The sequence below is a fragment of the Amycolatopsis saalfeldensis genome (assembly GCF_900110575.1).
Lineage (GTDB): Bacteria > Actinomycetota > Actinomycetes > Mycobacteriales > Pseudonocardiaceae > Amycolatopsis > Amycolatopsis saalfeldensis.
In genome coordinates this window covers 172,086-185,872 of sequence record NZ_FOEF01000013.1, presented here as the reverse complement: position 1 = coordinate 185,872, position 13,787 = coordinate 172,086, and the positions used below count along the sequence as shown (strand labels likewise).

Genomic DNA, 13,787 nt, shown 5'->3' with positions numbered 1-13,787 from the left:
GTCGTGCGGGTACTTCTGACCGAGGACGACGGCGACCTGCGGCTCGCGGTCAGCACGTCGCTGCGGGGCGTGGGCCTGGCCGTCGACACCGCGGCCGACCTGACGGACGCGGACCTGGCGATCTCGGTCAACGCCTACGACTGCGCGGTGTTCGACCGAATGCTGCCCGCCGGCGACGCCCTGCCGTACGTGGGCCACCGGCGGCGCCAGGGCTGGGGCGTGCCGGTCCTGTTCCTGACCGCCCGCGACACCCCGGCCGACATCCTGGCCGGCCTCGGCGTCGGCGACGACTACCTGGTCAAGCCGTTCGAGATGGCCGAACTGGTCGGCCGGGTGCTGAGCCTGTGCCGCCGCTCTCCGGCGCCGTCAGCCCCGGCCGTGCTCCGCTGCGGGGATCTGGAGCTGGACGCGGGCCGCCACGAGGTCCGCCGCGCGGGCATCCTGCTCACGGTGACCCGCACGGAGTTCGCGGTGCTGGAACTGCTGCTGACAAGACACCCCGAACCAGTCCCCCGCCGCGACCTGATCCGCCACGGCTGGGACGACCTGGTCAACCCCGCGTCCAACGTGCTCGAGGTACTGATCCGCCAGCTCCGCCGCAAACTCCACGAGCCTCCGATGATCCAGACGGTCCGCGGCGTCGGCTACCGCCTCATTCCGGCGTCGTGATCTTTCGCTGCAGCTCGCGATGGGATTGCTCGAAGAGCTTTCGCTGATACCCCATCGGATCCGGGTGACTCTCGTCGTAGTCGCCGATCAATTCGGCGACGCCCCGGAACCAGGCCCCTACCCGTTCGGCCAGGTCCGCCTGGATGCGGCCGTGCTTGACGGCGTGGTCCATCAGCAGCGCGAAGTCCTGGCCCAGGATCTCGGGCTTCGGGCGAACCGGGTTGAACCAGTCGTCGGTGAGAACCGGGCGGAGCAGCTCGGCGTGGTCGTTCCAGTGCAGCGTGATGGCCAGGTCCGAGGTGAACCCGCCGGGCAGCGCCTCCGGCCACAACCCGCGTACGGCCGCCCGCTGCCCGGACCACGGCGTGGATCCGACCTTGGGCAGCATCTCGGGGAACAGCAATCCGGCGAGTGGCGCGAAAAACCCGTTCAGCCAGTGGTCGGGGTAAATCGGCCGCCAGTAGAGATTGGCGATGGTCGCGTCCGCGATCCCCTGGAAGATCGGCCCGGCGAGCAATTCGACCAATGGAACTTCGCCGTAGTACTCGAGATCGGCGTCCATCAGGCAGACGACATCGCCCTTCGCCGCGTCGACCCCTTGCCGGATCGCTGCCCCTTTACCCCGCTCCGCGACGACCACCGCCGCCCCCGCCGCCCGCGCGACTTCCGCGGTGCCGTCGGTGCAACCACTGGCGCTGACCAGCACTTCCCCGTCGACTTCGAGCCCGGCCAGCCCCTGCTCTGCCGCTTGGACGGCCTGCGCGATGGTGCCTTCCTCGTTGTATGCGGGAATCACCACGGACAGCGTCTTCAGCCCCTCGGCCGCAACCGTGCGTCGCCGAGGCTTGTCGAGAACCATTGGCCTCCCCTTTCGCGAGGCCAGCGTTCCACAAGCCAGGAATCAGCGGGAGACGGCCGCGAAGGAAGTCAGGCGAGCACCTGTCTCGCCGAGGATCCGGGCGTTGCGCTCGTCGCGCCAGGCGCGACATCGAGGCCGGCCCACTCCTGCGAGCGCTCGATTTCAGTGTGGTCACGGCCGATGGCTTCGGCGTTCTCCGCGAGGATCTTGTTCTTCCTCGACAGGGTTTCAAGGTTGTCGAAGTAGTGCCAGATGTCGGCGTACCGGGCGACCAGCGGCAGGGTCTTCTTCTCGTCGCGTCGCGCGCGACGGTCGTCGAACCGCGCTACAGCGAGGGGCCGTTGGCCGACGCGCTGGACGCTGGCGGCGGCCGGCCGCGAGGTCGGCGCGGTCGGGCTCGGCTGCATGGGCATGAGCTGGGCCTACACCGAGTCACTCCGTGACGACGAGGCCTCGGTCGCGGTGCTCCGGGCGGCGCTGGACCTCGGCGTGACGTTCATCGACACCGCCGACGTCTACGGCGACGGGCACAACGAGACCCTCGTCGGGAGAGCCCTCGCCGGCCGTCGCGACGAGGCGTTCCTCGCGACCAAGGCGGGGCTGGTGGTGGACGACCTGGCGACGAAGTCGATGCACCGCGACGGTTCGCCCGCGCACCTGCGCCGCGCCGTAGAGGCCAGCCTGCGTCGTGCCCGGCGGCGAGACCGGCCAAGGCAGCGGCGGTGGCGGCCTCGAAGTCGATCCGGTGCAGGTAGCAGAGATCGACGCGCTCGACGTCGAGACATCTCCGCGCGGACCTCGTTCGAGGACGGCGACATGCGGTCCCGGCCAGTTTCATTGCGCCCCATCAAGGTCTGCGAGTTGTTTTCGGATGCCGTCGGCACGGGTGTCTCGGTGTTGTTCCTGGTGCAAACCGAGTGCCTCTTGCCAAGCCGCGCGTGCCTGTTGGTGTTCGCCGAGGGCGGTGTGGGGGTGGCCGAGTCCTTCGAGACAGTCGGCGACACGGTAGGTGTCGCCGAGGTCACGGTACCGGGCGCACGCTTGCTGGTAATGGTGGATGGCCTGGCGATGATGCCCGATGTGGTGGTCGAGGTAACCCAAGCTGACCAGGACACTCGCCTCGCAACGTGTGTCGTGTTCGTTTCTGGCTAATTCGAGAGCATCGTTGCAGTGAGTACGCGCAGTATCGTATTGACCCAGTTGAGCCGCATACCAGCCCATGTCATTGAGGATCTCGGCAATTATCGCTGAATAGTTGAATGTGCGCCAGAGTTCCAGTGCGCGGGTGGCGTGCTCCAGTGCTTGGCGGTGCTCTCCTCGTTGCGCCCAGGCCCACGCGAGCACCCGGTGAGTGCGGGCCTGCTGATCGGCGTCGTGGTTTTCCTCGGCAACCATAAGCGCCTGGTGCAGGTGTCCCATCGCTTCTTCGTAACAGCCCAAATCAGTGTAGGCGTCCCCAAGGAGCCGATGGGCGAGTACACCGGCAGTGGGGTCGGGCAGGTGCGCAGCGGCGTTCAGCGCGACCTGTAATACCGCGAGTCGATCATGACGATATCCCCGGGATACGTGAAAGGTCTGCAGAGCCCAGGCCAGCTGCCACGCGGTGGAGTGCCAGGCATGGCGAGTCGCGGTGTGTAACGCGGCGATAAGGGCGGGGTGTTCGCTGTCAAACCATTCGAGCGCCGCAGGAATGTCGGGCAGCGCGTGAAGGTGCACGCCGGACACGGGTGGGTCGAGCTGAATCGGCAGGCGGTGGGGATGCAGGAGACGGTCGGCGTGATAGGCGGTGTGCAGGTAGAAGTCGATGACCCGACGCAGCCCGGCTTCTCGTAGGTCTTGGTCGAGTTGCTGGTGGGCGGCGTAGCGGCGGATGAGGTCGTGCATGCGGTACCGCCCCGGCCGGGGCTGCTGGAGGAGGTGGGCGTCTTCCAGAGTGCGCAGCAATGTTCGGGCACGGGTCGTGGACAGTGCGGCGAGACTGGCCGCTGCGGGTGTGCTGATGTCAGGGCCGGGCACGAGGCCCACCAACCCGAACAGTCTGGCCGTGTCGGGATCGAGGATCCGATAGGAGCTGGAGAACACCGCGTCCAGGTTGATGGCCACCTCGTCGGCATCCGCCATCGAAGAAGACAGTTTCCGGGCGTCGCGCAGTTCGGCGGCCAATGCGCTGAGCGGAAATCCGGGATGCGTGTTGGCGCGGGCAGCGACGATGCCGATGGCCAGCGGCAGTCCCACACACGTCAGTACCAGGTCGGTGACGGCCGCAGTTTCGACGGCGACACGTGCGCTGCCGACGAATTGAGCCAGCAGGTCGCGGGCGTCGGTGTCGGCGAGCACGTCGAGGTCGAGTTGGTGTGCGCCGCTGGCAACCAGATCGGTGAGTCGTTGGCGGCTGGTGATGAGCACGGTACAAGTGGGGCTGCCCGGCAGCAGTGGTTTGACCTGCGCGGAATCGCGGACATTGTCCAGAAGAATCAGCAAACGCTTGCCGGCCACCAAGCTGCGATACTGGGCGGCCAGGGCCGCCAGATCGGTCGGAATCGACTGGAGGTCGGCGCCAAGGGCGGCGAGGAAACCCCGTAGGGCCTCCTCAGGGCGGACTGACGACGCGTTCGGGGTAAACCCGCAGAGGTCGACATACAGCTGGCCGTCGGGGAATCCTCGGCGTGGCGGTGCGCCCAGCGCACGGCCAGCGCGGTTTTGCCGACGCCTCCCATCCCTCCGATCGTCACGATCGACATCGTCGCGGAGCCTGCCTGATGGTCTTCTTCCGCTTGATCGTTGACCGAATTCGACAGGTGGGCGAGTTCGCGATTTCGGCCGACAAATGTCCGGGGCGGCACTGGTAATTGACGGGGAAGGACGGCTGCGTGAAGCGGGGCGGTCGCCGAGGTCGTTCTAATAGATAAGGTGAGACTGGAGTCCGCGGTGAGGATCTGTTGGTGAAGGTGTTGCAGCGGCGGACTGGGGTCAGTACCCAACTGTTCGACAAACCGATGGCGCAACTTTTGATAGTGGTCCAGGGCGTCGACGCGGCGGCCGCTGCGATACAGGGCGAGCATAAGTTGTCCGGCGACGCGCTCATCCCATGGATACGCGTTACTCAGGTCGGTCAGGCCGGTCACCGCTACCGCGTGCTGGCCTTGGCGGAGTCGCGTGTCGATCAGATCAAGTTGGGCGGCGTGATGCTCACGTTCGAACGCCGCGCGTTGTGCGACCAACCATGGGGTGTCCAGGGACGCGAACGGCTCTCCGTACCGCAACTCACATGCCCGATGCAGCAGCTCCGCTCTGCCCTCGTCATTCCGGGCGCTGCGGGCTTCCTGCACAAGACGGTGGAATAGGTGCAAATCCACCTTGCCGGTATCGACGGCAAGTCGGTATCCGGCCGGCTGCCAGGTGATCGTCACACCGTCCGCGGGAGTCAACGCACGGCGCAGCAGCGTGATTTGTGAACGTAGTGCCGCTCTCGGACGAGATGGCCATCGATGCGTCCCCCACGCCCGCTCCAGCAACTGGTCGTTGGTGACCGGACGGTTGGCTTCGATGAGCAGCACCGCGAGGATGCCCTGTTGGCGAGCACCCCGGATCCGGATCTGACGCTCGCCTTCGCACAGCTCGATCTCCCCCAAAACCCGAAGTTCGATCACCGTTCTCCCCCGTGTATCGATCTTCCCGACCTGCCGCCCACGCACGGTCTTACTGCATCTGACCAGCTACTTCAACGCCTATTCAACTCCCGGCATGCAACCGGGCGGAACAGTTGATCGCGGTGGCCCGATCGAGTGGCGGCCACTACCGCCTTTCGGTCATCGAAAACCATTAAAGGTGAGGTAATGATGCTCAGCCGACTTGTCACTGTCGCGGTCGCCGCGATCGGAATCCTGGCCGCCCCGGCTGGGATGGCTGCCGCGGCGCCGGCTGCTCCGCACGTCAACAACTGCGGCGACGGTTCGCGACCGCTGCTGAAAGAGGGTTCGCGAGGCGATGCCGTCGAACGGGCGCAGTGCCTGCTCGACACCGACTGGGGCGGTGGCCTCAACCGGGACGGCATCTTCGGGCCGGAGACCCGGGCCTGGGTCGTACAGTTCCAGGAGCACTGCGGCAATCTCCAGGTGGACGGCGAAATCGGCCCTCAGACCTGGACTCGACTGTACTACTGGGCCGCGCAGCCGTACCCCTGTCACTCGCTCTGACAGTCGTTGATCGCGCCGTTTTTGAGCGGCAGTCCCCATAGTCACCGGAATTCCATCGAAATGAGGTTGTGATATGCGAAAAATGGCCATGGTTGCTGCAGCGATGGCGACGGCAGTGCTGCCGCTGGCACTGTCCACACCCGCGTGGGCGGCGACCACGACATCGGCCACGGTCGTCCAGCCCGCCGACGGGCTGTGCACGGTCACGGCCAACTCCGTCCGCTACCGCACCGGCCCCGGCACTGGATACACGGCGCTGGGATTGGTGTACGCGGGGACACTGTTCTTCCCTGACCACACGGCACCCGCCGACCGGCCCAAGGACGGCACCACCTGGGTCAACGGCAGCATCGTGCAGGGGGCGTCCAACGTGTGGATCCGTCAGGACTACCTGTCCTGCCAATAGGAGTCGGCGCCCTTCGAGCTCGCCGATGCACCGGCACATCAGGGGGAAGCATGAACAAACGACGTTTCGGCGCCGCCATGGCCGTCACCGTGACGGCCGTCCTCCTCAGCGCCTGCGGTGGTCAGCAGCCGAGCGAGCCGCGGCAGACGACCGTGTCGGCGGCCGACGAGAACACGCTGGACCTGGCGGAGCAACTGCTGATCCGGGACTGCATGGGCAAAGCGGGCTTCGAGTATTTCGTCGTGCCGGAGAACGCGGTGCCGGACAACAAGGAATTCCCCTATGTGCTGACCGACGTGGCCTGGGCGCGCAAGCACGGCTACGGCAACGATGTCCAGCACCAGTTGCGGGCCGCCGATCGCAACCGGTCGTACTTCGCCACCTTGCCGGCCGCGCGGCAGCAGGCCGCCAACGTGGCGGAGTACGGAGCGAGTCCGACCGGCGTGACCGCCAAGATGCCCGACGGCCCGGTGTACACGCACAGCCAGCAGGGTTGCCAGGCCAGCGCGGAACGGACCCTCTACGGCGACCTGCAAAGCTGGTTCCAGGCCAAGATGTTCGCCCTCGACCTGACCGAGATGAAGGTCGACAAGGTGAAGGCGGATTCCCGCTACACCGCCGCGACCGCCGCCTGGGCCACGTGCATGAAGGCCGCGGGCCATCCCTTCGACAACCCGGACAAGCTGCGTGTCTCGCTGCCGGACACCGACGAGATGAAGCCGGCCGCGTCGGAGGTCCAGCTCGCGGTCACCGAGGCGACCTGCGCCAACAGCACCGTGCTGGCCACGGTGGCCGCGACGCTGGACGCGGAGTACACCACCCGGCTCGACCAGACCTATGCGTCCGATGTGGACAAACACCGATGGCTGCAGCTGTCGGCGCTGCCGGCCGCCCGGACGATGGTCGCCGCCGCCCATCTGCCCGCCTGATCCCCACTGCAACAACAGCTATTGGGAAAGGTAAGTAATGAAACTGTTCAAGACCCTGACCGTCGCTGTGGCGGCGACCGCGCTCGCCATCGTCGCGCCGGTCGCCGCGCAGGCGGCCCCGGCCGCACCGGCCACTCCCGCGTCGCCCGCCGCCCCGGCACCCGACGGCCTGCTGCACGTCTACTACGGGTTCACCTACTTGAACCAGTGCAACGCCTGGAGCGGGGACGTGCCCGACTGGGGCGCGTGCCGCAACAGAGCAGCCTCGCTGTGGAACAACGGCTACTCCGAGGACGTGTACGTGTACTACTCGCTCAACTACGCGAACGCCCGCCGTGGCATCTGCAAGGGCGTCGGGCTCGGAAACCTGATGGAATGGCCGTTCGAGCAGGGCGAGGGTCCCGGCTCGGGCCAGCAGCTCTTCGCTAACATCGCGTCCAGCCGCTGGCAGTACATCGCGGGCTGCCACTGATGCGCGGTCTCGGCAAAGCCCTGATCGTCGCCGCGGCGCTGTTCGGCATGCTGGGCAGCGCCGCGCCGGCGCTCGCCGCGCCCGCCACGGCGCCGGCCCCGGTCCCGCTCACCTCGTCCTCGTGCCCGACCGACATCAAGCAGGGCGAGAGCGACGGGTGCGTCACCCAGCTCCAGTTGCTGCTCAACGACAACGGTTTCGGCCTGACCGTGGACGGCGTCTTCGGCGGCGAAACCTTCACCGCGGTCAAGACCTACCAGCAGGACCACAGCCTGTCCGCGGACGGCATCGTCGGGCCGCTGACCAAGACCGCCATCGACAGCACGCCGACCTCGGCCCCCGGCCCGATCGCGATCAACTCGTCGCGCTGCCCGGCCGATATCAAGGAGGGCGAGAAGGACGGCTGTGTCACTCAGCTGCAACAGCTGCTCAACAACAACGGCGCCAAGCTGACCGTGGACGGCGACTTCGGCGGCGGCACGGTGACCGCCGTCGAGAACTTCCAGCGGGCCCACGGTCTGAGCGCGGACGGCATCGTCGGCCCGGACACCAAGTCCGCGCTGCTGGGCAGCAACGCGCCGGGGGCGATCGCGCTGACCTCGTCCTCGTGCCCGACCGATATCGCCGAGGGCGAGGTCGACGGCTGCGTGACGGAGCTGCAGATCCTGCTCAACCAGCACGGCGCCGGCCTGGCCGTGGACGGGCACTTCGGCGGCGACACGCTGGCGGCGGTGAAGAGCTACCAGGGCAGTCATGGCCTGGCCCAGGACGGCATCGTCGGTCCGGACACCAAGGCGTCGCTGGGCGGCGCCGGCGGCTCGGGGCCGTCGCCGATCACGCTGACCTCCTCGGCCTGCCCCACCGACATCAAGGAGGGGGAGAAGGACGGCTGCGTGACCGAGCTGCAGGATCTGCTCAACACCCACGGCGCCGGCCTGACCGTCGACGGCAACTTCGGCGCCGACACCCTCGCCGCCGTGAAGAACTACCAGGGCAGTCACGGCCTGAGCCAGGACGGCATCGTCGGCCCGGACACCAAGGCCTCGCTCTACGGCACCGGCGGCTCGGGCGGCACGCCGCCACCGCCGCCGAGCGGCGACGTGCTGTCGAAGATCGTCAGCTACGCGCAGGACGTCGAGAACGGCGACGCGGAGGCGGGCTGGGGCGGCGGCAAGATCTGGTACATCTGGGGCGGCGGCCACGGCCGGTCGCCGGGACCGTCCAAGGGCACCTGCGTCGGCGACCCGCAGTCGTGGGCGTGCGACCCCAGTGCCCACCCGCAGGACCCCAGCGCCATCGGCCTGGACTGCTCCGGTTTCGCCCGCTGGGTGTACTCGCTGGCCTACGGTCAGGATGTGCTGGGCTCGGGCGGCACCAGCACCCAGATCAGGGAGATGACCAAGGTCAGCTCACCGGTGCCTGGTGACCTGGTGTTCTTCGGGGCCAGCGCCTCCGACACCGACCACGTGGGCATCTACATCGGCAACGGCCAGATGATCAACGCCTTGGAGACCGGTTACCAGGTGCGGACCGACAACGTCACCGCCGGCGGCCACCTGATCGGGTATTACCAGTACTAGCAAGGGAAAGTAACGGGACGGGGTCTGGCCGGAGCGCTCCGGTGGGGCCCCGTCACCGCCCCGCAGTCACGGCGAGCACAGCGTCCCCCGCAGCCGTACGGCGTCCAACATCCGTTGCTGCGCCTGGTAGAACTCGATGGCCTCGGTTCAGACGGCCCGAGCGTCAGCGTGCCAGTTCCAGCGCCCGAGTCCCGATAGTGGTCGCTACCGAAAGGCGAAACCCGACGCCCAGTCCGACGCCGGCGGTCGCGCCCAGCCGATCAGAGCGGACACTGCGTACCGGCACACGACGCCACCGATCGCTACGGCCACGGCGACACCAGCGCGCACCAGCCGTGCCCTCGTGCCACCCGGCGTAGCGAGGACAGCGACCATGGGGACCGTCGTTATCGTCGCCGCCGAGGCGAACACCACCAACACCGCCGGGAAGTTCACCGGCTGGACCGACGTGCCGCTGACGCCACAAGGAGTGCGGGAGGCACGCCACGCCGGCGACCTTGTCCGCGATGCCGGTGCGCTGCCGGACCTGATGCATACCCACACACCCGGCGAACGCTCACGCCGCGTACCTCAGCCACGCGGTTGTCGCTGCCTGGCATCCCTATCTGACCTGGTCACCCCTACACCGCTGGAGATCAGCCGAACGCAGAACAGGCCCAGTGCCTCTCAAAAGAGGTACTGGGCCTGTGTACTGCTGTCTCAACCAGACGTGCGCCCGAAGGGATTCGAACCCCTGACCTTCTGATCCGTAGTCAGATGCTCTATCCAGCTGAGCTACGGGCGCGTGTTCAGTTGTAATCTAGCACCTGCCGAAACAGGCACCAGCGGAGGCTCCGGGATTTGAACCCGGGAGGGGGGGTTACCCCCAACCGCATTAGCAGTGCGGCGCCATAGACCAGACTAGGCGAAGCCTCCTGGGCCGAAACGACCACTGCCCAGATAGGTTACACACCCCCCGTAACCCCTGCGTAGGCACCCCCCGCACGCGGTGGATCATCGGCGCAGCAGGTGCCGCAGCCAGGGCGAACGGCCGCCGAGGCCTTCGGCTTCGAAGGTGGCGATGCCGACCCGCGGGAGTTCCCGGACGCCCGGGTACACCAGGTAACGCGGGACCCAGCGCGGCTGGAACTTGGCGTTGAACCGGTACAGGCTTTCGATCTGGATCCAGCGCGAGAAGAAATGCAGGACCTTCGCCGAGATGCGCGCGACCGGGCCGGCGCCGATGCGCTGGCCCTGCTCCATCAGCGAGCGGAAGGCGGCGAAGTTCAGCGACACCTGCGTGATGCCGTGCTCACGCGAGTACAGCAGCAGTTCGGAGATCATCAGCTCGTTCACGCCGTTGTCGGCGGTCCGGTCGCGGCGCATGACGTCCAGCGAGAGACCCCGCGCGCCCCACGGCACGAACTGCAGCACCCCGCGCACGCGCCCGCCCTGCTCGGCCGTCACGATCACCGAGCCGGGGTCGCCCATGCGGCCCAGCGCCATCGAAAAGCCGCGCTCGGTCTCCGTGCCGCGCCAGTTCGCGGCCAGCAGCACCAGCTCGTCCAGCTCGCCGGGGCGCAGGTCCTCGGTCCGGCGCACCAGCACCTTGTAGCCGGCGCGCTTGGTCCGCGACGCCGCCTGCCGGACGCCGCGCATGATCCGGCCGTCCAGGGTGAAGTCCGCGGCGTCGACCACGGCCTCGTCGCCGATCTCCAGCACCTCCAGGCCATAGCGCGCCCAGACCGTCGCGCCCAGTTCGGACGCGCCCATCGCGGCCGGCACCCAGGCGTTGCGCTTGCAGATCTCCAGGTACTCCTCGATCGCGCCCGGCCAGGCCTCGTGATCGCCCAGCGGGTCGGCCGAGGTCAGCGCGACGCCCGCGATCACGCGGTAGGTCACGGCCGCCTTGCCCGACTTCGAGAACACCGCGAACTTGTCCCGCCGCAACGCGAAGTAGCCCAGCGAGTCGCGCTCACCGTGCTCCAGCAGCAACGCCTGCAGCCGCGCCAGCTCGTCGTCGGACAGGCGCGGCGCCGGCTCCGCGGAGCGCAGCAGGAAGTACGCCGAAACCAGCACCGCCGCGATGCTGAACAACAGCCCGACGGCCGCCGAGAGGTCCTCCAGCCACAGCCCGTGGAACACCCCGGGCCCGCTCACGCCCACCAGCGCCAGCCCGGACTGCGCGAGCCGGTCCGGGAAGCTCAGCGGGTCGAGCATCTTCCCCGACGCCACCGAAAGCAGCAGGACGTTGATCACGAACCCGGCCAGCAGCAGCTGCACGAACACCCGCGCGGCACGCCAGCGGCCCGTGGTCGGGTCCGGCTCCGCGACGAAGTAGCGGCGCGTGGCGATCAGCCCGACGAGCAGGACCACCGAAACCACACCCGCGCCGAAAACGTGCTTGAGCCCCAGATGCGAGAGGGTCAGCAGCACCGCGAAGCCCACGGCCAGCTGCCACGCCCGGCGCTTGCGCCGCCGCAGGCCCGCGGCGAGCAGGATCAGCAGCACCCCCGTGACGATCGCGACGGTCGCCGCCGCCACCGTCGCCTCCTGCGGCAGCTCCAGCCATTCGGCCAGGTGCCCGCGCAGGTTACGGCCGGACGGCACCACCACGGAGAGGATCGTCAGCAGGCCCGTCAGCCTGGTCACCCACGTGATCGCGACGACGGACGTGACCCCGGCCACCTGCCAGGTGTGCTGCGCGCGTGTCCCCGTCACCACGCTTGCAACACGTACGGCCGAACCATGCTTCCCCCGTCTTCGTCACTCCCCGCAGAGTAACTTCTTCACCGGTACCTCACACTTTCTTATCGTTCAACGTACGGGGAACCGGGGCCGCCACGGCGGTCCGATCAGGTACATGTCACAGAAGCGCGTTCACCGGGTACAGGTCTCAGCGCAGGTGGGCGTCGAACCAGTCGAGGGTGCGCTGCCAGGCCTCTTCCGCCGCGCCGGGGTCGGCGTCGAAGCGGTGGTTGGCGCCCGCGTACCGGACGACGTTGGTGGCCACCTTCGCCGACGCGGCGGCATCGCGCAGCTGCTCGACCTCGGCGCCGCCCGCTTCGTCACCGGCGTCGCCGTACATGCCCAGCCACGGGCTCGTGACGTGACCGGCGATCTCCAGCAGCCGCGGCAGCTCCGCGACGCGCTGGCCGCCGACGCTCACCGCCGCCCCCAACCGCCGGTGCGAAGCGACGAGCAACGCCGCCGTCCCGCCGAGGTCGAAACCGACGACACCGCGGAGGTCCGCCTCGACACCGCGTTCGAGCAGCCATTCGAGTGTGATGTCCGTCGCGTCGAGAAGATCCTGCTGTGTCAGCCCTTCGCCGCCGTCGATGTGCGGCGTGACGGTGAGCCAACCTTCACCGGCGAGGCTCGCGACGAGCAGTACCACGCCATCGGTGACGCCGTTGCCTTCGTGCAGGACAACCAGGCCGCCGCGCAAGGCGCCCTCGGGCTCCGCGAACGTCAGGCGCAGCGTGCGGCCGTCGGTACGCTGGTAATCCACGGTGCTCGTCGACGTCATCACCTCACTCAATCACCTCCGGGTGAACATTGGGAACCTTTCTGGATCGGCCGCGGCGAGATACGGTGGCGGAGTTGTCCGCCAGAACCGAGGAGAACCGACGATGCCGTCCCTCGCCCCCCGCCCGGATCTCGAATCGTTGCCGAAGTACGTCCCCGGCCGGACGATCCTCGGCGCGATCAAGCTGGCGAGCAACGAGGTGCCCGGCGGCCCGCTGCCCAGCGTGCGGGCCGCGATCACCGACGCGATGGGCGACGTCAACCGGTATCCGGACAGCGGTTCGCAGGCCCTGCGCGAGCGGCTCGCGGCGGATCTGGACGTGCCGATCGACCGGCTCGCCGTCGGCTGCGGCTCGGTTTCCCTGTGCCAGCAGCTGATCCAGGCCGTGTGCGGGCCCGGCGACGAGGCGATGTTCGCGTGGCGCTCCTTCGAGGCGTACCCGATCGTCACGCAGGTGGCGCACGCGGTCGGCGTGAAAATCCCGCTGACCGACGGATACGGCCTCGACCTCGACGCCATGCTGGCCGCCATCACAGACCGGACGAAGCTGATCTTCGTCTGCAACCCCAACAATCCCACCGGCACCGTGCTGCACCGCGACGAGATCGAGCGCTTCATCGAGGCCGTCCCGGAGCACGTGCTGGTGGTGCTGGACGAGGCGTACAAAGAGTTCGTGACGGACTCCGAGGTGCCGGACGGCGTCGAGTTCACCCGCACGCACAACAACGTGGCGGTGCTGCGGACCTTCTCGAAGGCGTACGGACTCGCCGGCCTTCGCATCGGTTACGCCGTGGCGTCCGCCCCGATCGCCGAAGCGCTGCGACAGGTCTACGTCGCCTTCTCGGTGAACGCCATCGCGCAGGTGGCGGCCATCGCGTCCCTCGATGCCGCCGACGAGCTGCTCGAGCGCTGCCAGGAGATCATCACCGAGCGCGAGCGCGTGCGGAACTCGTTGGTGGACATGGGTTACGACATTCCGCCCACGCAGGCCAACTTCGTGTGGTTCCCGCTCGGCGAGCGGACGGTCGCCTTCTCCGAGCACATGCTCGACCGCAAGCTGATCGTCCGCCCCTTCCCCGGCGACGGCGCCCGCGTCACGATCGGCACTCCCGAGGAGAACGACCTGTTCCTGGCCGCGGCCCGCGAATTCCTTTCCTGACCGGGGTTC

General features: G+C 68.0%; 14 protein-coding genes, 2 tRNA genes and 1 pseudogene. 9 read left to right on the top strand and 8 right to left on the bottom strand.

The genetic code is table 11. The features are described 5' to 3' along the window. Positions 1–3 precede the first annotated feature (3 nt). Complete coding sequence (locus BMY97_RS27410) at positions 4–669, top strand: winged helix-turn-helix domain-containing protein (protein WP_091621949.1); 666 nt, start codon at positions 4–6, stop codon at positions 667–669. Here the strand turns inward: BMY97_RS27410 and BMY97_RS27405 are convergent. Both BMY97_RS27405 and BMY97_RS48650 read right to left on the bottom strand, forming a co-directional pair. After that, a complete protein-coding gene (locus tag BMY97_RS27405) occupies positions 653–1,528 on the bottom strand; it encodes a glycosyltransferase family 2 protein (RefSeq protein ID WP_091621680.1) in 876 nt (291 codons plus the stop codon). The genes BMY97_RS27410 and BMY97_RS27405 overlap by 17 nt on opposite strands. Positions 1,529–1,596: 68 nt before the next feature. Then, a complete protein-coding gene (locus BMY97_RS48650; RefSeq protein ID WP_177231576.1) occupies positions 1,597–1,941 on the bottom strand; it encodes a hypothetical protein in 345 nt (114 codons plus the stop codon). Here BMY97_RS48650 and BMY97_RS48645 point away from each other — a divergent pair. Then, positions 1,934–2,164 (top strand): annotated as a pseudogene (locus tag BMY97_RS48645) (aldo/keto reductase); the annotation flags it as partial. The gene BMY97_RS48650 and the pseudogene BMY97_RS48645 overlap by 8 nt on opposite strands. Before the next feature lie 198 nt (positions 2,165–2,362). Here the strand turns inward: BMY97_RS48645 and BMY97_RS47860 are convergent. Together BMY97_RS47860 and BMY97_RS47855 are read right to left on the bottom strand one after the other, a co-directional pair. Further along, positions 2,363–4,024: a tetratricopeptide repeat protein gene (locus BMY97_RS47860; RefSeq protein WP_218156896.1), complete on the bottom strand. Its 1,662-nt coding sequence runs from the start codon at positions 4,022–4,024 to the stop codon at positions 2,363–2,365. Next, positions 4,003–5,178, bottom strand: coding sequence for an AfsR/SARP family transcriptional regulator (locus BMY97_RS47855; protein WP_218156895.1), 1,176 nt, complete (start codon positions 5,176–5,178; stop codon positions 4,003–4,005). The genes BMY97_RS47860 and BMY97_RS47855 overlap by 22 nt, the downstream gene beginning before the upstream one ends. A gap of 189 nt (positions 5,179–5,367) precedes the next feature. Between BMY97_RS47855 and BMY97_RS27385 the strand changes: the two genes are divergently transcribed. The 6 genes from BMY97_RS27385 to BMY97_RS46205 all read left to right on the top strand — a co-directional run bounded on the left by BMY97_RS27385 (position 5,368) and on the right by BMY97_RS46205 (position 9,856). Next, positions 5,368–5,724 carry a peptidoglycan-binding domain-containing protein gene (locus BMY97_RS27385; protein WP_177231575.1) on the top strand — a complete coding sequence of 119 codons (357 nt, stop codon included), beginning with the start codon at positions 5,368–5,370 and terminating at the stop codon, positions 5,722–5,724. Positions 5,725–5,827: 103 nt separating this feature from the next. Next, positions 5,828–6,130 (top strand): hypothetical protein, encoded by a 303-nt coding sequence (locus BMY97_RS27380; RefSeq protein ID WP_091621673.1) that lies wholly within the window; start codon positions 5,828–5,830, stop codon positions 6,128–6,130. A 50-nt stretch (positions 6,131–6,180) separates the two neighbouring features. Beyond that, positions 6,181–7,059, top strand: coding sequence for a hypothetical protein (locus BMY97_RS27375; protein ID WP_091621670.1), 879 nt, complete (start codon positions 6,181–6,183; stop codon positions 7,057–7,059). A 37-nt stretch (positions 7,060–7,096) separates the two neighbouring features. Continuing rightward, a complete protein-coding gene (locus tag BMY97_RS27370; protein ID WP_091621667.1) occupies positions 7,097–7,531 on the top strand; it encodes a hypothetical protein in 435 nt (144 codons plus the stop codon). After that, the gene (locus BMY97_RS27365) at positions 7,531–9,111 is read left to right on the top strand and encodes a C40 family peptidase (protein ID WP_091621665.1); all 1,581 of its coding nucleotides are present in this window, start codon (positions 7,531–7,533) and stop codon (positions 9,109–9,111) included. The genes BMY97_RS27370 and BMY97_RS27365 overlap by 1 nt, the downstream gene beginning before the upstream one ends. Before the next feature lie 373 nt (positions 9,112–9,484). Continuing rightward, positions 9,485–9,856: a histidine phosphatase family protein gene (locus tag BMY97_RS46205; protein ID WP_143086305.1), complete on the top strand. Its 372-nt coding sequence runs from the start codon at positions 9,485–9,487 to the stop codon at positions 9,854–9,856. Here BMY97_RS46205 and BMY97_RS27355 read toward each other — a convergent pair. The 4 genes from BMY97_RS27355 to BMY97_RS27340 form a co-directional block, all read right to left on the bottom strand. Beyond that, positions 9,822–9,895, bottom strand: a tRNA-Arg gene (locus BMY97_RS27355). The two genes, BMY97_RS46205 and BMY97_RS27355, sit on opposite strands and share 35 nt — an antisense overlap. 41 nt (positions 9,896–9,936) lie before the next feature. After that, positions 9,937–10,026, bottom strand: a tRNA-Ser gene (locus tag BMY97_RS27350). 78 nt (positions 10,027–10,104) lie between these two features. Further along, on the bottom strand, positions 10,105–11,814 hold the full coding sequence (locus BMY97_RS27345) for a phosphatidylglycerol lysyltransferase domain-containing protein (protein ID WP_091621660.1): 1,710 nt from the start codon (positions 11,812–11,814) through the stop codon (positions 10,105–10,107). A 172-nt stretch (positions 11,815–11,986) separates the two neighbouring features. After that, a complete protein-coding gene (locus BMY97_RS27340) occupies positions 11,987–12,619 on the bottom strand; it encodes a dienelactone hydrolase family protein (RefSeq protein ID WP_091621659.1) in 633 nt (210 codons plus the stop codon). Positions 12,620–12,722: 103 nt separating this feature from the next. On the opposite strand from BMY97_RS27340, the gene hisC reads away from it, so the two are divergent. Next, positions 12,723–13,778 carry a histidinol-phosphate transaminase gene (hisC, locus tag BMY97_RS27335; protein WP_091621656.1) on the top strand — a complete coding sequence of 352 codons (1,056 nt, stop codon included), beginning with the start codon at positions 12,723–12,725 and terminating at the stop codon, positions 13,776–13,778. Positions 13,779–13,787 lie beyond the last annotated feature (9 nt).